This window comes from Corynebacterium sp. HMSC063A05 (assembly GCF_001809695.1).
GTDB lineage: Bacteria > Actinomycetota > Actinomycetes > Mycobacteriales > Mycobacteriaceae > Corynebacterium > Corynebacterium amycolatum.
This window is the reverse complement of the sequence record NZ_KV798502.1, coordinates 39,803-60,353: the sequence shown is the minus strand read 5'-3', so window position 1 is coordinate 60,353 and position 20,551 is coordinate 39,803. Positions and strand designations below refer to the sequence as shown.

14 protein-coding genes are annotated in these 20,551 nt (G+C 58.7%); 5 read left to right on the top strand and 9 right to left on the bottom strand.

Annotated elements, in window-relative coordinates; genetic code table 11:
- Positions 1-51: 51 nt before the first annotated feature.
- The 7 genes from HMPREF2651_RS06030 to glf form a co-directional block, all read right to left on the bottom strand.
- Positions 52-1,095, bottom strand: coding sequence for an alpha/beta hydrolase (locus HMPREF2651_RS06030; RefSeq protein ID WP_049181834.1), 1,044 nt, complete (start codon positions 1,093-1,095; stop codon positions 52-54).
- A 461-nt stretch (positions 1,096-1,556) separates the two neighbouring features.
- Positions 1,557-2,576 (bottom strand): decaprenyl-phosphate phosphoribosyltransferase, encoded by a 1,020-nt coding sequence (locus HMPREF2651_RS06025; RefSeq protein ID WP_070586006.1) that lies wholly within the window; start codon positions 2,574-2,576, stop codon positions 1,557-1,559.
- A gap of 29 nt (positions 2,577-2,605) precedes the next feature.
- Complete coding sequence (locus HMPREF2651_RS06020) at positions 2,606-3,196, bottom strand: phosphatase PAP2 family protein (RefSeq protein WP_049181839.1); 591 nt, start codon at positions 3,194-3,196, stop codon at positions 2,606-2,608.
- Positions 3,180-5,240, bottom strand: a complete 2,061-nt coding sequence (locus HMPREF2651_RS06015; protein ID WP_049181840.1) for a glycosyltransferase — start codon at positions 5,238-5,240, stop codon at positions 3,180-3,182. The genes HMPREF2651_RS06020 and HMPREF2651_RS06015 overlap by 17 nt, the downstream gene beginning before the upstream one ends.
- 199 nt (positions 5,241-5,439) lie before the next feature.
- Complete coding sequence (locus tag HMPREF2651_RS06010; protein WP_049181841.1) at positions 5,440-6,453, bottom strand: alpha/beta hydrolase; 1,014 nt, start codon at positions 6,451-6,453, stop codon at positions 5,440-5,442.
- A 183-nt stretch (positions 6,454-6,636) separates the two neighbouring features.
- Positions 6,637-7,557 (bottom strand): EamA family transporter, encoded by a 921-nt coding sequence (locus HMPREF2651_RS06005; protein WP_236658457.1) that lies wholly within the window; start codon positions 7,555-7,557, stop codon positions 6,637-6,639.
- A gap of 36 nt (positions 7,558-7,593) precedes the next feature.
- Positions 7,594-8,790, bottom strand: a complete 1,197-nt coding sequence (gene glf / locus HMPREF2651_RS06000; protein ID WP_038629234.1) for a UDP-galactopyranose mutase — start codon at positions 8,788-8,790, stop codon at positions 7,594-7,596.
- Between the two features lie 330 nt (positions 8,791-9,120).
- Between glf and HMPREF2651_RS05995 the strand changes: the two genes are divergently transcribed.
- Positions 9,121-10,626, top strand: coding sequence for an N-acetylmuramoyl-L-alanine amidase (locus tag HMPREF2651_RS05995; protein ID WP_049181843.1), 1,506 nt, complete (start codon positions 9,121-9,123; stop codon positions 10,624-10,626).
- A gap of 85 nt (positions 10,627-10,711) precedes the next feature.
- A complete protein-coding gene (locus HMPREF2651_RS05990; protein ID WP_049181844.1) occupies positions 10,712-13,147 on the top strand; it encodes an N-acetylmuramoyl-L-alanine amidase in 2,436 nt (811 codons plus the stop codon).
- Positions 13,148-13,209: 62 nt separating this feature from the next.
- On the opposite strand, the gene HMPREF2651_RS05985 is transcribed toward HMPREF2651_RS05990, so the two are convergent.
- Positions 13,210-14,043, bottom strand: a complete 834-nt coding sequence (locus tag HMPREF2651_RS05985) for a Cof-type HAD-IIB family hydrolase (protein WP_038626965.1) — start codon at positions 14,041-14,043, stop codon at positions 13,210-13,212.
- Positions 14,044-14,049: 6 nt separating this feature from the next.
- Positions 14,050-15,699, bottom strand: a complete 1,650-nt coding sequence (locus HMPREF2651_RS05980; RefSeq protein ID WP_049181846.1) for a 1-acyl-sn-glycerol-3-phosphate acyltransferase — start codon at positions 15,697-15,699, stop codon at positions 14,050-14,052.
- A gap of 443 nt (positions 15,700-16,142) precedes the next feature.
- On the opposite strand from HMPREF2651_RS05980, the gene HMPREF2651_RS05975 reads away from it, so the two are divergent.
- The 3 genes from HMPREF2651_RS05975 to glpK all read left to right on the top strand — a co-directional run bounded on the left by HMPREF2651_RS05975 (position 16,143) and on the right by glpK (position 20,518).
- Complete coding sequence (locus tag HMPREF2651_RS05975; protein ID WP_070586002.1) at positions 16,143-17,879, top strand: glycerol-3-phosphate dehydrogenase/oxidase; 1,737 nt, start codon at positions 16,143-16,145, stop codon at positions 17,877-17,879.
- A 248-nt stretch (positions 17,880-18,127) separates the two neighbouring features.
- A complete protein-coding gene (locus tag HMPREF2651_RS05970; RefSeq protein WP_187401111.1) occupies positions 18,128-18,877 on the top strand; it encodes an MIP/aquaporin family protein in 750 nt (249 codons plus the stop codon).
- Between the two features lie 84 nt (positions 18,878-18,961).
- Positions 18,962-20,518: a glycerol kinase GlpK gene (glpK, locus tag HMPREF2651_RS05965; protein ID WP_038626970.1), complete on the top strand. Its 1,557-nt coding sequence runs from the start codon at positions 18,962-18,964 to the stop codon at positions 20,516-20,518.
- The last annotated feature ends 33 nt before the right edge of the window (positions 20,519-20,551 follow it).

Genomic DNA, 20,551 nt, shown 5'->3' with positions numbered 1-20,551 from the left:
ATAACTGGCGCCTACCGAGGGGCTCACTGTGAGGAAATCTCACAAGACAGCTTAAACCCCAAGTGCTCCGAGAATATATGGGCGAGCCAGTGCCGCGTCACGTCCCCACAGCTCCCACGAGTGGATACCGTTCGGGCTGTAGACAAACTGCGCATTGAGGCCGGCAGCGCGAGCGTCCTGCTCAAAGCGCTGCGTCGAAGCGCGGGAGACGGACTCCATTACGGCACGCCAGACAGTGTCAGGAAGCTGCGGCACCGGACGGTTCAAAACCTCCGGGTCACTCCACAGGCTCTGAACACCCTGGGCGGATGAAACATACATCGGCAGCCCCTGGAGCTGATCGAGCAGCATCGAAGGGTCATGGGCCTGGCGTTCCGCCGAAGCCGGAACCGGAAGACCCCACATACCAGTGGGATTCACAACACCAGTGCCGGCCACCATTGCAGTGGTACCCGTAGCAACTACCGGGTTGGACATCTGGTAGTAACCGGACAGCGAAGTGACCTGCTTGAACTGATCACGGTGACGGGCCGCCAGTGCCACTGCCGCGGCTGCACCCATGGACAAACCAGCAATCGCGTTGCGGTTTGGATTAACACCAAACTCACGCTGCAAATAAACCGGCAGTTCCTGAGTCAAGAAGGTTTCCCACTTCTGGATCTTGACCCCTTCAGCGGTCACTGCCGGAGCGTTCCAGTCAGTATAGAAGGAGCCATCGCCAGCAGCCGGCGCAACCAGAGTGATGTTGTCATTGGCAAAAGTCTGAGCAATATGGCCCGACCAAATCCAACCGGACGCACCCTTATTAAAGCCCCACAGACCGTCGAGCATGTACAGGGAGGCATCGCCGCCACCAGTAGCCGCCTTGATCTGAACCGGAATATTGCGGTTCATAGCCGGCGAGAAAACCTGGCAGTACTGAACCCACCAGTTGTATGGGTCCCAATTACAGCCTGGGCGCAGTCGATCACGGTTTGGATCAGCACTCGCATCCTTCGCGGATGCGAGCATGATGCCGCCAAAGACCATTGCAACCGCTACGAGGGCAGCTACGACCTTCACCGTGAAGTTACGACTCACTGCAGTAAAGCTCATCGTTCTCCTCTTTACTTTCGGACTTACCTCCGCGCCAGACTTCTCGGAGGCAGTCGCTTGCGCGAGCTTTCGCTTTTCTGCTTCCAGTTGTGACGCGACAACTGGAGACTCCACAAAAGAATCTCGAGTATGTAACGATACTCAATCGTTTCCCTACAACCAAGTTAAAATCGTAACCATTCCGTAATATTTCTCACATTTCCCGACAAAACTATCTACCACAAGGAGAAACACTGTTTACCAGCGAGGAATTACAGAATTGTAATTTTGCCCCCGACCGACCCGTAGGACTGACTGAGACATCTAAAACACGCCTACAAGAACCCAAAACACAACCTAAGTACTAACGAGGTACAGAAAAGCCCATGCACCCCTCGATGCATGGGCTTTCAGCTACCAACCGAACCCGACGAGAAACCGACGAGAAACCGCAGTTCGCTTAATGGGAAAAGAACAAGGAACTACCCCAGAGCCGGAACAGCGTAGACAGCGATGGCAATGGACAGCAGCCACAGCACAGCCAGCGCCTGCAGCGGGCGATCCTTAAGCGCAATCTCATCCGGGCTTCCCGCATCACCGCGGTCAACATCAGCTGCGAAGCGCAGGATGGCCACAGTGAATGGAACCATCGAGATCTCGTACCAAATGGCCGAAGTGGAGGAAGTGCCCGGCGCGCGGCCCATCTCGAAGCCCCACAGCGCATAGCTGAGCACCACCGCAGTCGCGGCAAGGGTCCACACAAAGCGCAGGTAAGTCGCGGTGTAGCCCTGCAGAGACTTGCGAATCTTCTTGCCCGTGCGCTCTGCCAGCAGCAGCTCCGCGTAACGCTTGCCTGCTGCCATGAACAGCGAACCGAAGGCGGCAACCAGTAGGAACCACTGGGACAGGTTGATGTTGGCGGCCACACCACCGGCCATTGCACGCAGCATGAATCCCGAGGACACCAGCGCGATATCAATCACCGGCTGGTGCTTCAAACCAAAGCAGTAGCCGAGCTGCAGCGCAATATATACAGCCACGACAATTGCCAGCCCCGGCCCCTCAGAGGCAATCCAGGACACGGCAATCGAACCGATAATCAGAGCAACCGCCATGATGTACGCCATGCTCACTGGCAGCACACCAGCGGCAATAGGACGGAAACGCTTGGTCGGGTGCGCGCGGTCGGCTTCGACATCGCGGGCATCATTAATCAAGTAAATCGACGATGCTGCCAAACAGAAGGCCACAAACGCCACCAGGATGTCGACGGTCAGGGTGCCGATCGAACGTCCCGAGTCCATAATCTCATTGCCGGCCGCCAGCGGAGCCGCGATAACCAGGACGTTCTTCACCCACTGCTTCGGACGAAGTGCCTTGATCATGCCGTCCAGCAGGTTCTTCGGCGGATGGCCCTGCGGGTGCGCAGGCTCATCAATACCGGAAGTGTGCGGCTCGGATCCAATCCTTGATTGAGAAGCTGATCGCTGATTGGCCGACACATTGGCCAAGTTATCTTTCTCCGCCTGTGTCACTGTGCATTCCTTTCCGCAATGGAGGGCTGTCCACCCTGGTTATGCTGCGCGTTTTTCGGCTCGATGACCTTATCACCTATCTTGTCCACCGCAAGAGCAGTGGCTGTACCCAGCGCCGCTCCGAAAGCAACATCCGTCGGGTAATGCACTCCCAACACCAGGCGAGAGAGCATAATCGCCGGCACCCCCACGGCCGGTGCTGCCGGGTAACCCAACTTGGCAATCCCCACCAGCGCCGCCGTCGTCGACGTCGCGTGCGAGGACGGGAAACTCAGCTTGCTCGGTGTACCAACGCCGATTGCTATACGACGGTCATGGGGACGCGGGCGACGGACAATGCGCTTAAGCAACACCGATGCCGCATGCGAGGTAAAGGCGGCCACACCGACCTTTGCCCAGCCAATGCGTCGCTCCTTATCCACCGCCGCCCCGAGAGCAGCGAGCCCCATCCATCCAAGGGCGTGCTCACCGAAATAGCTCATGGCACGTGCGGTGGGCAGCACCCCCGGGACGTCGTTAAGCGTGTGCTGAATATTAACGAGAACGTCGGACTCGCCGAACGGATCGCCTTTAATTTTCGAAGACATTCGCCCAGGCCTTCCTACTGGTCAGATGGTCATAGGCTGCGCGGTAGCGTGCCTTCATTTGCTCAAAACGCTCCTCAACCTGCTTTTGCAGCTCCCAGGATTCTTCCAGCAGAGCCTTGGCCTTGTCGCGGTCACGCTGGCGATACACCACGCCACGGCCGTCAGCGGTAGTAACGGTGGCACCGTCCAAGCGAGACAGGGAGAACCAACGAGCCTCCAGCGGCGCCAGGTTCGCCTGCGGCACATCGTGGTGCTCGGAGTTTTCCGGGCGCACGCTGTGCAGCAGCCCCTTGGCCAGCCAACCGACCTTCTTCAGCTTGCCCAGACGACCACCGACATCCTTTGTCGGAACCCCCGGGATACCGGAGGGCTTTGGCAGATCACCTGCACTCGGCAGCACAACCGCGTCGGGGAAGCTCTTGCGCAGGGCATTGATGCGCGGCAGCGAAGATTCGAGAATGTCGAACAGATGCTCCGGGCCTGCCAGGAAGTCCTTCATGGCTTCGTTTTGGATGGCAACAGTGGAGTACTCCAGGCACAGGAGGTGCTTGAACGTGGCCTTGCGCATGGAACGCACGATGCCGGCAGCATCGCCCTCGTGCTGAAGAGCCGCGACAATCAAGCGGTTGCGCAGGTGGAAGTACGCCTGCCAATCAATCGCATCGTCCTTGTCCGACCAGGCCATATGCCAAATTGCAACGCCCGGCCACGTGGCCGTCGGAAAGCCTGCCTTGCCTGCGCGCAAACCGTATTCGGCATCGTCCCACTTAATAAACAGTGGCAGCGGCTGACCAATCGTCTCAGCAGCGACGCGCGGAATCAGGCACATCCACCAGCCGTTGAACTCAACATCGATGCGGCGGTGAAGATCCTTCGAATCGACGACTTCACCGGTGGCGTTAGTGCCGTGCTCCCCGCGATCACGCAGTGGGTGAGCATAAAAGTCGTGGTCATAGTGGACGTGCGGAGCCGAGGTCCACATGAAGTCATGCCGACCGATGACTTCACCCATCGAGTGCAAGTGGCTGCGCTCCTGCAGATTCAGCATCTGACCACCAACGAGCATTGGGGATTTCGCGAACCGGCCGACAGCGACCGCGCGCAGGATGGAATCCGGCTCGATGGCGATGTCGTCATCCATGTACAGAATGAACGGGCTGTCGGTAGCACGCTCAGGATCGGACTCCGGACCACCCAGGGCCTCGTACATAATGCGGGAGTACCCGCCAGAACCACCGAGATTTCCCTGCGGGAAGATACGCAGGCGGTCACCGAAGTGCTCGGCTACAGTATCGAAGCCCGGCTCGTCCGCCGGGTGCTTAGTGCCCTGGTCAGGCATCAAAACAGCATCGATGATGGCATCGACTTCCGGATCCGAGGACAGCGCCTCGAGAGCAGCAACTGCATCGGTCGGGCGATTGAACGTCGGGATACCGATAGTGACGCGTCCCTCCGGCGCCGGGTGCTCCGTGCCGTCCGGGTACGTCTGGCTCGGCGCCTCGATATCGGAGTACCAACCTGCGGAGTGGATTACCACGTCCGTCTCACAGGTGAGGTCGAACCAAATCCAGCCGCCGTCTTCAAATTGCGTCAGCGGTACTGGGATTTCGCAAACATGCACATCCTTGCCGTCCACCTTGGCTTCTGCGCCTTCAGCAGCAGCGCCCAGGTCACCGACAACTTCGCCGGTCACGGCGATACGCGCACCGTCAATCTTCGAACGGTAGATGTCCACGCGCGCGGTACCGGACAGCTCCAGGCGCAGGACAACATTGTCCAGATTCGTCCACCGGCGCCAGTAGCTGGCCGGAAACGCATTGAAATAGGTTTCAAAACTAACTTCATCACCCGCCGGAATGGTGGCTGACGTGCGCGAATGCGCTTGCACACGACCGGCATTAGTCTCCGGCTCAACCAAGTAGAGCGAGCGGACATCACGCGGCTCACCCAATTTTGGCAGCAGAATCCGCTGCAGGCGTTCAACGGCAAGGCTTGACGACGTTGTCGGGGTATGTGTCCGCTTTTGTTCAGGCTGTGATGCCATGAGACGTATCAACCACTTTCCGAAAGGTCTACCGGGGGTGTAGCCGCCGATAAGTTACCGACGTTTCTATCTCATAGCATCCTAGTGCCCGTGGCGGATTGCCTCTTGTTGCCACGCTAGCGACAGGCCAGAATGTGAAAGCCCCTACGCGCTGCGGACTATCTGCTGCGCATAGGGACTTTTCGTTCAGGTTCTAGTTTTAAGCTCCGAGGAAACCTTCGATGCGGGCCTTGGAGTTCTGGAGGTTGCGATCCCAGGTCGGCCAATCGTGGATACCGGTCGGCTCGTATTCAAAGGTGGCATCCAAACCGGAGGTACGAGCACGCAACTCAAACTCGCGGGTTGACAAGCGGGACAGCGACTCCAGCGCAACGCCACCGGCCTTCGGAACAACACGGTAGAGGTTCTTCGGGTCACGAACCTCATCCGGAACACCATTTGCCGAGGTAATAACCAGATCCAGCCCCTTCATCTTCTCGACGTTCAGGTACGGATCGTTGCGGACACGCTCCGCTGACATAGGCGCACCCCACATGTCGAAGGAGCTGTAGCCAGCCGACAACTGAGCAGCCTCAATTGCAGTGGTCATACCCGGCGCAGTGGTGTGCAGGTAACCGGAGAAGGCAAGAGCCTGACCGAACTGGTCTCGGTGGTTGTATGCCAGCGACAGCGCCGCAGATGCGCCCATGGACAGACCTGCAATGGAGTTGCCAGTACGGGAAATGCCGAACTCGCGCTCAAGGTATACAGGCAATTCCTGGGTTAGGAAGGTCTCCCACATGTTTACGAACGGACCGTGCAGGCTAACTGACGGACGCTTCCAGTCAGTGTAGAAGCTACCGCCACCGCCACCGGGGATAACAAGGTTGACGTTGGATCCCTCAAAAGTACGTGGAGCGTTACCGTGCTCCACCCAGTCTGAGGCATCAGCCGGGCTACGCAGGCCATCTAGCAGGTAGAGAGCCTTGTTACCGCCATTGGCAGAGGCCACAATCTGGACCGGAATATCACGATCCATGGCCGGCGAATAAACCTGGCACTTCTGGGTGAAGTACTGGTACGAATCCCATTCACAACCCGGGCGCAGCGAACCTCGGTCGCCCGCCGCGCTCGCGGCCGGCGCCATGGTCAATGCAGACGCAGCCACAGCTACTGCGGACGCAACTGCTGCAACCTTTCGGCGCCAACCACGGAAAGTAGAGGTGATTTTCACGTGTGCATTCTCCTCACAATGTGCGACTCCCCACGACCAGTGGGAGCTATCAGGCGTGTTTCCTCTTCAGGGAATTACCTTAAAAAACAATAAATCTTCGACAAACCTACCCGCATTCACTGTTGTTTTCCAGCAGAACACGTCGAAACTACTCCTTTTGGGCGGGTTCCGGTACTCGCGTTTCTACTGCGCGAGCTCACGCGACTCCCGCGCCCCGCGCCAGGTAATAATCGCGCCAGCCGCCGCAATCAGCACGATGCCCAGCGCCATAGACCAGGTCACTCGGTCACCGGAAAACGCCCAACCCAGGATTGCACCGATAACCGGATCCAGTGCAAAGAGCGTGCCGACGACCGCCGCTGAGACAATCCCCGCAGCGATGGTGTCCATCACGTAGGGAATAACAGCGCCAATGAACCCAGAAATAACGATGGTGGCCCACATCGAACCGTCGACAAGCGGTGCGGCGGATACGGAAAACGGCGCGAGCACGATTGCTGCGACGACCACTGACAGCGCCAGGTCAGGCATGCCGCCGCCCTCGGTGCTGCCCATTCGGGCGGAGAAGAGCGTGTATGCGCCGAAGAAGATCGCGCCGATTGCGGCGTAACCAATGCCGATAAGGTCCAGGTCATTGGAGGGCTGGGCGATTAGGGCGACGCCGATGAAAGCGACGATGGCCCACAGGCGGGATCGCCACATTTTCAGTCCCAGGAAAGACACGACGCAGGGACCGAGGAAGTCGATGGTGACGGCAACGCCCTGCGGGAGGCGGGCGATAGCGGCGTAAATCATCATGCTCATCATGCCCATAGCGATGCCGTAGACCACGATGTTGATGGCGCGAGCGCGGGTCATCCCGGATAACTTTGGCCGGAACAGAACCACCATGATGATGGCGGCGGCAGTCATGCGCAAGCCCGATATGCCCGGCGCGCCGACCGTGGAAAGCATACCAGTGACCAGCACGGCTGCGGCCTGGGTGCCAAGAGAGCCGATGAGAACCAGAATTACGGGAGCCACTGGCAGGGTGAGAAACTTGTTCACACGCTGCAGCAATGGCCCCTGCTGGGGAACTTCGGTTTGGCTTTTCTCACGCGACACTCGCGCAATACTAGCGCAGGAGCCGCAAGCGGCAAACTAGTGCCCGCGCTCCTGCTCGATTGCTTCGCCGTCGTTGAAGAACGGTGCAATCTTGTTGTCGAACATCGACAGTGCAGAGCCGATGGCCATGTGCATGTCCAGGTACTGGTAGGTGCCCAGGCGGCCGCCGAAGAGGACCTTGTTCTCCTGCGCTTCTGCTGCAGCGAGCTTGCGGTAGGCCTCGAGCATCTCGCGGTCTTCCGGAGTGTTGATTGGGTAATACACCTCGTCGCCATCGTCGGCGAAGCGGGAGTATTCCTTAACAATTACCGTCTTGTCCTTGACGTAATCGCGCTCCGGGTGGAAGTGGCGGAACTCGTGGATACGGGTATACGGCACGTCCGCGTCGTTGTAGTTCATCACTGGGGTGCCCTGGAAGTCGCCGGTGTTGACAACCTCCATCTCGAAGTCCAGCGTGCGCCAACCCAGCTTGCCTTCTGCGTAATCGAAGTAGCGGTCCAGCGGGCCGGTGTAGACAACCGGGGCGTCCGGGGAGGCAGCGCGCAGTTCGTCGCGCACCTCGAACCAGTCGGCATCGACAACGACGTCAATCTTGTCGGAGGTCACCATGTTTTCCAGCCAGGCGGTGTAGCCGTCGACAGGCAGGCCTTCGTAGGTGTCGTTGAAGTAGCGGTTATTAAAGGTGTAGCGAACAGGCAGGCGGGTGATGTTTCCGGCCGGCAGGTTCTTCGGATCCGTCTGCCACTGCTTGGCGGTGTAGTGCTTGACAAAGGCTTCGTAGAGCGGGCGGCCGATGAGGGAGATGGCCTTTTCCTCAAGGTTCTTCGCGTCGCGCGGATCCAGGCCATCGGTCTGGTCCTTAATCAGCTGGCGAGCCTCGTCCGGGCTGTAGTACTTGCCGAAGAACTGGTTGATCAGCCCCAGCCCCATCGGGAACTGGTACGCGGTGCCCTTGTACATAGCGAACACGCGGTGCTGGTAGTCGGTGAAGTCGGTGAACTGGTTGACGTAGTCCCACACCCTCTTATTAGAGGTATGGAACAGGTGCGCACCGTACTTATGCACCTCGATGCCGGTCTCCGGCTCTGCTTCCGAGTAGGCGTTGCCGCCAATGTGGTTGCGGCGCTCGACGACGAGCACGCGCTTGCCCAGCTCATTGGCGGTCCGCTCGGCAACGGTCAAACCGAAGAAACCCGAGCCGACCACGATGAGGTCGTAGGTGTTGTCCTTGATGTCCTGTAGGGACTTCGGAGCAAATTCATTGGCGGTGGTGTTCTTTTCGCTACTCACGCCTTAAAACCTATTGCATTTCCGCCCGATTTGCGGGTGTACACGCGGGCTTTACGACGTCCACGTGAGCCCAACCCAACGTTCACTTGGTCACAATATTTGATAATTTTCCCAAAATTAACGTTGAGACACAGGCCCCTCACTAGATTTTTTTAGTCACACTGGTAACATCCATCTCAGAATTTTCTGTTGCTTTGCAACTTTCCTTCCCTTCGACCCCGGGGTAGGCCTCGGGTCGACAACCCTGTACCCCATTTTTTTGGAGCTTTTACCGTGCCAACTCGCCGTCGCATCAATGCCCCGTCGATGGGCCGTCGCACCTTCCTCTATGGACTGGCAGCTACTACTGCCGCAGCTCCACTAGCAACATGGGGTATTCGCCAGGCCCCTACCCTGGTTGAAAGCCCAGGCGCCGGCCCTATCGCAGCCAAGATTTCGACATCGCCGCTGGTTGATGCTGTCACGATGATGATTGACGACGCAGCCGTCGGCACGCATGCCATTACCGATGCCCTGCACCCGCTTCGTGGATTCGTGAAGGACATCACCCGCGACGAACCGTTCTCCCAGTTCGCCCTGACCTGGCCGGGCGATGACAACCTGCAGCTCTACGTTCGCGCCGAACGCGAAGATGGCAGCTTTGGCCCGTGGTTCCACGCTGATTCTCACGGCCCGATGAATAACTCCGGACAGTCCGGCACCGAGCTGCTGTTCGTTGAGCCCACTAGGCGCGTGCAGGTGTCGACCGTCGGACTGAACCTCCTCGAGGGCCTAGATCCACGCAACATCATTGGTATCGACAACCTTGACCCAGCCACTATCGGCGGTGGCCTGCAGGAACTCGTCAGTGCTACGGCCGCGCTGTCCCTCAACGCTGTCCAGGCAGTTTTCATCGACGGCGTAGAGCAGGTCGGCGAGGTTATTCAGCCAGTTGCGTACGAGTCGTCGATTGCTGGCGCGCCAAATGTAATCAGCCGTGCAGCGTGGGGTGCAGATGAGTCCATCCGCAGCGGTTCGAGCTCCTACAGCACCTTCAAGGGCACGTGCATCCACCACACCGCGGGTTCCAATAACTACTCAGAGTCGCAGGGACCAGCCATTGTCCGCGGCATTTACGCCTACCACGCAAAGACGCTGGGCTGGGGCGATGTTGGCTACAACGCGTTGGTCGATAAGTACGGCAACATCTACGAGGGCCGCTACGGTGGCCTGGACAAGAACATCGAGGGCGCGCACGCAGGTGGCTTCAACAACGGCACCTTCGGTATTTCGGTGATGGGCAATCACGACCAGCTGGAGATTCCGGATGCGGCCGTCACTGCACTCGGCGAGATGGTCGGCTGGCGCATGAAGGTCGGTGGCGTCGATCCGATGTCCACCGCCGCACTGACCAGCGCCGGCTACTCGAAGGCACGCTACAGCTCCGGCCAGACCGTGAACCTCCCAGCCATCTTCGGCCACCGCGACACCGGCTACACCTCATGCCCGGGCACCTTCGGCTATCAGCAGATGGATGCCATCCGCGCTGCAGCCAAAGCCAAGTTTGATGGTGCCGGTGGAGCGGGTATCGCCGGCCGCTCGACGGGTCCGAACAACCAGGACGGAGAGGCCGCCAGCATTCCGCCGATTCCGGGCGCCGGCGAGTCGGGCGACAACGGCGGTTCCCTCGGAAACGTGGAAACGCCCACGCCAGGCGAGGTTGTTGGTGAGTTTCTAACTGAATCCCTGCCAACCAACCCTGCCGAAGCTACGCAGGCCTGGTTCGCACCTCAGAACTAAGTCCCCCGCTTATCCAATCCAGGCATAACCACATCACATTTGTGGTGTAGCACCAGATCTTCGTAATCACCCAGGAGTTATTACCGTGTTTAGTCGCCGCCGCATCAATCGCCGCGCAGGTGCCAAGCAATCCTTGGTACTCGCTGCCGTGGCGACCCTTGCCCTGACACCCGTTGCCGTTGTCGGCGCAGGTGCCGCTTATGACCTCATCGAGGAAAACGGTGCCAGCCCCATCGACCCGATTGTCCAGAGCAAGTCGCTTGCAGACAGCGTCTCCGTTCTCGTCGAAGACGCAGCAATCGCAACGCAGTCGCTTGCCGACGAGGCTCATCCCAACCGTGGTGTCGTCAAGGAAATTACCTCCGATACTGAGTTTTCCCAGTTTGCGCTGACGTGGGCCGGTGACCCTGATATCGCCAGCTTCGTCCGCGCCGAGCGCGCCGACGGCTCCTGGTCCGACTGGTACAGCGTTGACCCGGACTACCCCGCTGAAGGCAATGGCAACGGCCTGAACGGAACGGAGCTCATCTACATCGAGCCAACCAAGCGTGTTCAGGTTTCCACCCACGGACTTAACATCTTCGGTCCGGGGTCCGGCGTGGACCTGAAGGACATCAAGGGCGCTGAGAAGTTGGATTTGTCCAAGCTCAACCTCGACGAGATTAATGCTGAGGGCGCCAAGAAGGCCGTGGAGGATGCAAAGGAATCCGCTACGGATGCAGCCAAGGATGTCGCCAAGGCCGTTGACGATGCCGCTTCCGACTACCAGCAGACTCCGGATGCAGCTCCTGGGGACGCACTCGATGACCCGACTGCTCCGAGCGCTAACGACGCTGCAAATCTGGACTCGCCGAATCTCCCAGTGAAGTGGACGGACATCGAGCCGGTCGCCGATGAACTGCCAATCGACCAGGTCGACGCAGTGCTTATCGACGGCCAGGCTGCTGCATCCGGTATCGACCCAATTGTGGATGCCAAGAATGTCACGGGCATGCCGAAGGTCATTACCCGTGCCGGCTGGGGCGCCAACGAAAATAACCGCTGTAAGGGCGCGGACTACGACAACAAGCTGGTCGGTGCCACCGTGCACCACACCGCTGGTTCAAACAACTACACCGAGAGCCAGTCCGCTGGTATCGTCCGCGGCATTTACCAGTACCACGCACAGACTCTGGGCTGGTGCGACATTGGATACAACGCCCTTGTCGACAAGTACGGCAACATCTTCGAGGGCCGCTACGGTGGCCTGGATAAGAATGTCCAGGGCGCTCACGCAGGTGGCTTCAACACCGGTACTTTCGGCATCTCCATGATGGGTAACTACACTTCGGTTGCTCCCAGTGAGGCTGCACTGAACTCGGTGGGCAACATGATTGGTTGGCGTCTGAAGGTCGCCGGCGTCAAGCCGACCGGCCAGATCCAGATGACTTCGGGTGGCACCAGCTACTCCAAGTATGGATACGGCAAGCAGGTCACTCTGCCGACCATCTTCGCGCACCGCGATGTTGGTAACACCACCTGCCCAGGTGATGCTGGCTACGCCCAGATGGGCAAGATCCGCTCGATTGCCGAGAAGAAGTACAACACCCTCACCAGCGGAAAGATTGACAATGAGGGCCCAGATGGCTTGATTGACCTCCTCGTTCCGCAGGATGAAAAGGGCGATAAGACCGCCGAAGACGCAGATTCGCAGTCGACCGAATCGACCGAGTCAACCGAGTCGAGCTCGACCACTTCGACCACCTCGGCATCCACGGGCACGTCCACGACCTCGTCCTCCGAGAAGTCCTCGAGCGCATCGAGCACCACTTCGTCGACAACGTCGAGCTCCGACTCGACCACCTCGGGCACTTCGAATACCTCGGAGCCAACCGACGCCACGAACACCAGTGACACTGCTACGGCTGACTCCTCCGCACCGTCGGCAAGCGAGCAGAGCAACTCCTCCTCGCCGAGCGCATCCGACGAGCAGCAGAAGGCACAGGCTCTGGAGACAGTCTCGGGTGCACGTTCGATGCTGGCCTCGGCGCTGGGCATGCTCGGCGCACCGGGTCTGGGGCAGACCGCCGATGCCATTCTGGGTGCGGTTGGACGCTCGATTGAAAACGGACCGTCGATTGCTGACCTGCCGGTTCTGATTGACCAGATCATCACTATCAATGAGCAGAACGACCTGGCTGCCGAATGGCGCCAAGTTTCCGAGGAAATGGGCTCGGTTCTCGGCTACGCGATGTCCGGTATCCAGAGCGGTTCTACCGTGGCGAACAATGCTGGCCAGGCCGATGCCCTGCGCTACGTGAAGTTTTCCAACGGCGTAATCACCGACTCCGACACCACCGGCGCTCACGCTATCTGGGGCAAGATTGCTGATGAGTGGGCCCGCCAGGGCTTCGAAGTCGGCAAGCTGGGTGCCCCGACGAAGACCCAGGTGGTCGATGGAAACACCGAGCGCGCTGAGTTCCAGAACGGTTCAATCACCTTCGACCGCGCCACCGGCGAAGTCAAGACCGAGCTGAAGTAAACCCGAAGCAGCCGCTGTCGAGCGCTGGTGGGCTACCTGGCGCGGGAAAACCGCGAGGTTAGCTAGAACCAGCGCTCCAGCACACGAGCAACACCGTCATCATCATTGGTGGCGGTGATTTCGTCTGCAATCTCCTTGACAGTGTCAGCCGCATTGCCCATGGCCACACCCGTGCCCGCCCACGACAGCATCTCGATATCGTTCGGCATGTCACCGAAGCAGACCACATCTTTCGCGGTCGCTCCAACCAGTTCAGACACGTATTCCAGCCCGGCGCGCTTAGTCACGCCCGGCGCGGACACCTCCAATAGCCCGTCTGGCATGGAGTAGGTCACGTGCGCCAAGCTCGCGTCAATTGCAGGGGCTACCAGCTCATATAGCTGGGCACTGTTCACATCTGAGTTTCGCAGCAAGAGTTTCGTCGCGGGTTCTGACAACACGGCCTCTTCAGCAAGCTCACCATGCTCATCCGATTCCCACGCATGGTCATAGGACGGCGCCACCACAAAAAGCTCATCGATGGCGTCATTCGCCGATGTCCCAGCGCGCTCTGCCGCAATGCCGATTCCACCGATGGATCGCGTCGCTTCGCGCGCATGCTTAACGACGTATCGCAGCGTCTCCGGCTTCAGTGTGTTGGCGGCAACTACTTCATCACGGCCGGAGTCGTAAATCACCGCGCCATTGGCACACACGCACAACGGCTGAACCGGCAGCTGCTCGAGCACTGGTTGCAACCACCGAGCCGGCCTTCCCGTGGCCAGCACCAACGGTGTTCCGCGGCGTAGCATTCGCGTGACGGCCTGCCGCAGGCGGGGAGTTACCCGCTCCCGCGAGTCAATGAACGTCCCGTCAATATCCGAAGCTACGAGTAGTGGATGTAGTCTCTCGGTCACTTCGAACTACTTGCCGTCCTCACTGCTGTCATCTTCACCGTCATCGCAGAACCGGTCGTGCAACAACTGCAACGTTGCGGCTACTCCCCCATGCTCGACAGTGTCGATTACCCAGTCCGCGTTCTTCAGCAAGGGCCAGTCCGCATCGGCCATAACTACCGGCATGCCGACACGCTGTGTGGCTTCCTCAAAGTTCGAGCGACCGGCAAAAAGAATCGCGGTTTCTTCCTTGCGAGCCTGCTTGCGCAGTGTGCTTACCACCGTATTTGTGACTTCCAGCTTGCTCGCGCCCTCCGGAAGCTCCACAACCTGCAGGTCAACCGACTCCAAGGCCGATAGATTCGGCTTTTCTCCCGATTCGTGCAGGACAACGATTGTGGCTCCGTCATTACCGAGCTGCTGCAAGGCCTTCATAGTTTCTTCGCTGATGTTGCCCGCATCGTCGGCAAGCGATGCGGGGTAATCGAAGATAAACGTTTCCGGCTGAGCGGTGATGAGCCTGTTCAAGCGCTGCGGAAGCTTGTCGCGGATCATCATCGACTGGCCGATAAGACGGTAAACGGTCTGCTGCGTCTGCTCGACACCGGAGGCGGAGGCCTTCTCTAGCTGCACGTACGCTTCGCGGAACGTCACGCGCATCGAATCCGTGGCAGTACGCACGGACTCCTTGCTCTCCTTGGCACCGGCGACGACATCATCAGCCATCTGTTCCACAGACTGACGGAACTGCGCCAACAAGGCGGTCGTCTGTTCCCTTCGGCGAGCAGACTCCGCGCTCATCGTTTGCGACGCATCGAGGAACTGTTGCCTGGTCTGATCGCCGAACTCACGAGCGCTATCGCCGAATTCACGTGCCGACTCGGCTAGCTTTTCCTTGAATGCGGCCAGGTCACCGCGCAAATGACGGATACGCTGACGCTCTTCTTCGACTTTCAGGTCCTCTGCCTGGGCCTCTTCGAAAGTCGGTGCACCACCGCCAAGGCGAGCCGGTACCCAGTAGGCGCCCTTCGGCAGGGGCCCCTCTTCAGCGGCGTACTCGTCCCAGAGCTGACGGACGCCCTGATCCATGATTTCGTGTAGCTTTTCAGTGGCTTCCGCCGGATCGCCCTCTGGGGTCCACGGTGGCAAAACCGTAATATGAATCGGAGTATTGCTGCGACCGAGATGCTTAGGGTGCCCCTTCGTCCACACGCGCTGGGATCCCACAATCAGCACTGGGATGATGGGCTTGCCGGTGCGCTGCGCCATACGCACCGCACCGGACTTCAGATTCTTGACTTCAAAACTGCGCGAGATCGTCGACTCCGGAAAGATGCCTACCAACTCGTCGTTTTCCAGCTTCTGGCAGGCCTCTTCGAAGGACTTGGAGCCGTCAGTGCGGTCGACCGGAATGTGCCTACAAGCACGCATGATTGGTCCTGCGACCGAGTGGTCGAAAACTTCTTTCTTCGCCATAAAACGGACAAAACGGCGGTGCTTGCGGAATGGAATACCGACATAGGTGAAGTCCATGTATCCGGTGTGGTTAGTAACGAGAACGGCGCCAGAGTCTTTTGGCACGTTTTCCCAGCCCTTAACGGTGAACTTCAAACCTTGGGCAAAGAAGACGGTGCGCGCCAATCCGATAATCGTTAAGTACACAGGATCCTTGAACATGGCTTTTACTCTACAATCTTTCGCACCCCTTAGCGGGGCAATATGCACTGGTATCTGAGACTCGCGGATAAATGTCGTTACAGGCTCATATTCATGTGTAAATCCGAGCGCAGCTCCAGTCATCGCCCCTCAAATACGCCACACGCCCGCCGTGCACCCATTGCCCACCCATCAGCCCTCTTTGGCACCCCCATTATGGGGGATTCTATTGCCAACTGACTTTCAGTCTAAAAGTAGTAAATCTCTATTAACATAGCCATCTACCTGCGGAAAATCGAACAACATTACTGGCGCGATTTTCGTGACTTTTTGCCCCATTATTTATATCTACGTAACCGTAGGTTGGCGCTTACAAGTAAGCCGAGTTTTGGTAACCTGAGCCGTGAGCCGAGAAATTCTCTTCGACGAAAAAATCAACGCCCCCCACCGGGAAGGATTGGAAAATGTCGTCCTCTTCATCTCTCGCCCCATCTGCAGTTCTGAACAAGGAACAGCATGAAAAGACTTGGGAGAAATTCGGTACCGAGCAATACGACGTCGTCATTATCGGCGGCGGTTCTGTAGGCGCTGGCGCTGCGCTCGATGCCGCAACCCGTGGTTTGAAGACTGCGGTCATTGAAACTCGTGACTTCGCAGGCGGTACCTCTAGCCGCTCCTCAAAGATGTTCCACGGCGGTCTGCGCTACCTGCAGATGTTGGACTTCCGCCTGGTAGCTGAATCCCTGCGCGAGCGCGAACTGTCCATGTCGCATCTGGCACCGCACCTGGTTAAGCCACTGCGCTTCGTCTTCCCTCTGACTCACCGCGTATGGGAGCGTCCGTTCATGGCATCGGGCTTCTTCCTTTACGACGTCATGGGTGGTGCCAAGCAGGTTCCGATGCAGAAGCACTACTCCCGCAAGGGAACCTTGAAGCAGGCTCCGGGTCTGAAGGAAGATGCCGTGGTCGGCGGCGTTCGCTACTACGACACTCTGGTTGACGATGCCCGTCACACCATGACTGTCCTGCGCACCGCTGCTCACTTCGGCGCTGACGTCCGCACCTCCACCCAGGTTGTCGACTTCGTGAAGGAAGGCGAGCGCATCGTCGGCGCGAAGCTCCTTGACACCGACACTGGCGCGACCACCACTATCCGCGGCAGCGTTTTCGTCAACGCCACCGGCATTTGGTCCGATGAGATTGAGAAGCTGGCTGGCGTCACCGGCAAGTTCCGCGTCCACACCTCCAAGGGTGTCCACATTGTTATTCCGAAGTCCGCTCTTGAGGGCTCGGTGGCAATGACCTTCGTGACTGAGAAGTCCGTCCTGTTCGTGATTCCGTGGGGTGAGTACTGGATTATCGGTACCACCGACACCGACTGGACCATGAACCTGGCAAACCCGGCAGCTACCCGCGCTGACATCGACTACATCCTCGATCACGTCAACGCCAAGGTTCGCCGCCCGATTACTTACGACGACATCGTCGGTGTCTACTCGGGTCTGCGCCCACTGGTGGAAGGCGACTCTGACTCCACCACCAACCTCTCCCGCAACCACGCTGTTGCCCACGTTGCTCCGGGCATGGTCTCCGTCGCAGGCGGTAAGTACACCACCTACCGCGTCATCGGTGCCGATACCATTGACGCTGCAGTCCAGGATGTCCCACGTAAGGTACCGGAGTCCGTCACCGCTGATGTCCCGCTACTCGGTGCTGATGGTTACCACGCACTGAACAACCAGAAGGCAGAGCTGGCCAAGCAGTTCGGTATCACCGAAAAGCAGATCGAGCACCTGCTCAACCGCTACGGCTCCCTCATCTACGAGGTTCTGGCTCCGGCAGCCGAGGACAAGTCCCTGCTCGAGCCGCTGGAGGCCGCTGAGCAGTACATGCGCGCTGAGGTTCTCTATGCAGTGACCCACGAAGGCGCAAAGCACCTCGACGACATCCTGGAGCGCCGCCTGCGCGTCTCCATGGAGTACGCACACCGCGGTGTCGACAGCGCTCGGGCCACCGCTGAACTGGTTGCCCCAGCTCTGGGTTGGGACAAGGATACGATGGAGAAGGAGATCAAGGTCTTCATCGAGCGTGTCGAAGCAACCCTGGCAGCTGAACGTGAGCTGACTGACAAGGCCGCTAACGAGATTGCTGCTCATGCAGTGGAAACTCGCGCGGACGTCGACGTCAGCCTCGACCGCTAGTTCATTTCCCACCCTCCCCTAGGTAGCCATACGAGTTAGCTCTTGAATGGCCACCAGCGCTGTAGCCACAACGAAATAGCTTCCTTCTCGGGAAAACGGCTTCGCACTTCAAAGGGCTGATGGGGTCGAAATAAAAGTGCCGGCGAAAAATAGTTTCTCGCCGGCATTTCTTATACCTAAAGAATTCTACGTTGCAAGATTCATCGTGACCTTGCCCGGTCACGACTCACAGAGAGTTTCTACATCTCATGGAGACAATCACAGGATCCCAGGCATTCCTCTGGGAGTTTTTCGGAACCGCCATTCTGATTCTGCTCGGTAACGGAGTCTGCGCCTCTATCAACCTCCGGACTACCCGCGCAGCAAATGCTGGTTGGATGGGCATTGCCTTCGGTTGGGGTATGGCCGTTTTCGCTGGCGCATCTATTGCCGACGTATCCGGCGGGCACTTGAACCCAGCGGTAACCGTTGCCCTGGCAGTCAAAGGCAGCCTGGCTTGGAGCCTTGTCCCCTACTATGCCGCAGGTCAGCTGTTGGGCGCATTCGTAGGTGCAATCCTGGCATGGGCCGCGTTTAAGCAGCTGTTCGATGCCAATGGCGTTGACGACAACGGCAATCCGACCAATGCAAATGCCGAGACCGGTGGCAACTTCTTCACCGTACCGATTCATCCAAATAACTTCTGGAATGCCGTCACCGAGTTCATCGCGACCTTCGTTCTGCTCGCATTCATCCTGTTCGGCCCAGCCGGCGGCGAGCTTGGCCCGCTGACCTACTTCGGTGTCTCGTTCATCATTGTGTCGATTGGTCTTTCCCTTGGTTCCCCGACTGGATACGCTATCAACCCTGTTCGTGACCTCGGCCCCCGTTTGGCCTACGCTTTCGTGCTCCCGATTAAGGGCAAGGGCGATGCGAACTGGGCATATGCATGGGTCCCGATTGTCGCACCGATGCTGGCAGCTGTGGCTGCAGGCGCTCTTGCCTTTGCCATCGGATAACGGGAATATGAGAGTGAACGCACAATAAAATAGCGCAAGTCCGAAAACTCACATTTACACACAATTTCGCTAGGAGTATCCCCCATGATGCACAGCAAATATGTCCTCGCCATTGACCAGGGAACTACTTCCACCCGCTGCATCATCTTCAACCATGACGCAGAGATCGTCACTGTCGCCCAGATGGAGCACAAGCAGATCTTCCCGGAAGAGGGCTGGGTCGAGCACGATGCCCAGGAGATTTGGACCAACACTCGTCGCGTAGTCAGTGAAGCTCTCGCTGATGGCGACATCTCCTCCCAGGACATTGAGGCAATCGGTATCACCAACCAGCGCGAAACCACTGTCGTCTGGGACAAGAACACTGGTGAACCGGTCTACAACGCCATCGTCTGGCAGGACACCCGCACGAACACCATCTGTAAGGAGCTCATGGGGGATGAAGGCGCGGACCGTTGGCGTGAGACCACGGGCCTGCGTATCAACTCCTACCCGGCAGGCCCGAAGGTGCGCTGGATCCTCGACAACGTCGAGGGCGCTCGCGAAAAGGCCGAGGCTGGCGACCTGCTCTTCGGCACCATCGACACCTGGCTGCTGTGGAACCTCACCGGCGGCGCAGAGGGTGACAACGGCGAATCTGCAGTCCACGCAACGGACGTCACCAACGCATCCCGTACTCTCCTGATGGACCTCAAGACCCTCGAGTGGGACGAGGACATTTGCCGTGAAATTGGCATTCCAATGTCGATGCTGCCGGACATCCGCCCGTCAGTAGGCAACTTCGGTCGCGTTCGCGCCCGCGATGCTCTGTCCGGCCTTCCCATTACAGGTATTCTCGGCGACCAGCAGGCCGCCATGTTCGGCCAGGGTTGCTTCGGCGAGGGCGACACCAAGAACACCTACGGCACTGGCCTGTTCATGCTGATGAATACCGGCGAGAACCCGAAGTGGTCCGAGCACGGCCTCATCTCCACCGTCTGCTACCAGGTCGAGGGTGAGAAGCCGGTCTACGCTCTCGAGGGTTCTGTCTCCATGGGCGGCGCACTTGTTCAGTGGCTGCGTGACGAGCTGCAAATGATTCCAAATGCCGCTTCCATCGAGAACAAAGCAAAGAGTGTCAAGGACAACGGTGGCGTGTACATCGTGCCGGCATTCTCCGGTCTCTTCGCTCCTCGTTGGCAGCCGGACGCCCGTGGCGTCATCGTCGGCCTGACTCGCTTCGTTAACCGCAACCACATCTCCCGCGCTGTGCTGGAGGCTGCTGCGTACCAGACTCGTGAGGTTCTCGATGCCATGGTGGCAGAATCCGGCACGGACATCACGACGCTGAGCGTTGATGGCGGCATGACCATGAACGAGTTCCTCATGCAGTTCCAGTCCGACATCCTAGATGTCACTGTCACGCGCCCGAACAACATTGAAACCACTGCTCTCGGCGCTGCATATGGTGCAGGTCTGGGCGTTGGCTTCTGGTCGAGCTTGGATGAGGTCAAGGCTCACATCACGATTGACAAGAAGTGGCGTCCGAAGATGGAGGCCGAAGAGCGCGATCGCCTGTTCCACCAGTGGAACCGTGCCGTTGAACGCACCTACGGCTGGGTCGAGGATACCGATGCTGAGGAGGCACCGAAGCCTGAATAAGCCCTCGTAAGAGCCTAAGAATGGCTCCGGAAA

Excerpts from the sequence above, each read along its gene's own strand:
- HMPREF2651_RS05980 (WP_049181846.1), bottom strand. The coding sequence starts at position 15,699 with ATGTTCAAGGATCCTGTGTACTTAACGATTATCGGATTGGCGCGCACC.
- HMPREF2651_RS06030 (WP_049181834.1), bottom strand. The coding sequence starts at position 1,095 with ATGAGCTTTACTGCAGTGAGTCGTAACTTCACGGTGAAGGTCGTAGCT.
- HMPREF2651_RS06015 (WP_049181840.1), bottom strand. The coding sequence starts at position 5,240 with ATGGCATCACAGCCTGAACAAAAGCGGACACATACCCCGACAACGTCG.
- HMPREF2651_RS05975 (WP_070586002.1), top strand. The coding sequence starts at position 16,143 with ATGTCGTCCTCTTCATCTCTCGCCCCATCTGCAGTTCTGAACAAGGAA.
- HMPREF2651_RS05970 (WP_187401111.1), top strand. The coding sequence starts at position 18,128 with ATGGAGACAATCACAGGATCCCAGGCATTCCTCTGGGAGTTTTTCGGA.
- HMPREF2651_RS06020 (WP_049181839.1), bottom strand. The coding sequence starts at position 3,196 with ATGTCTTCGAAAATTAAAGGCGATCCGTTCGGCGAGTCCGACGTTCTC.
- glpK (WP_038626970.1), top strand. The coding sequence starts at position 18,962 with ATGATGCACAGCAAATATGTCCTCGCCATTGACCAGGGAACTACTTCC.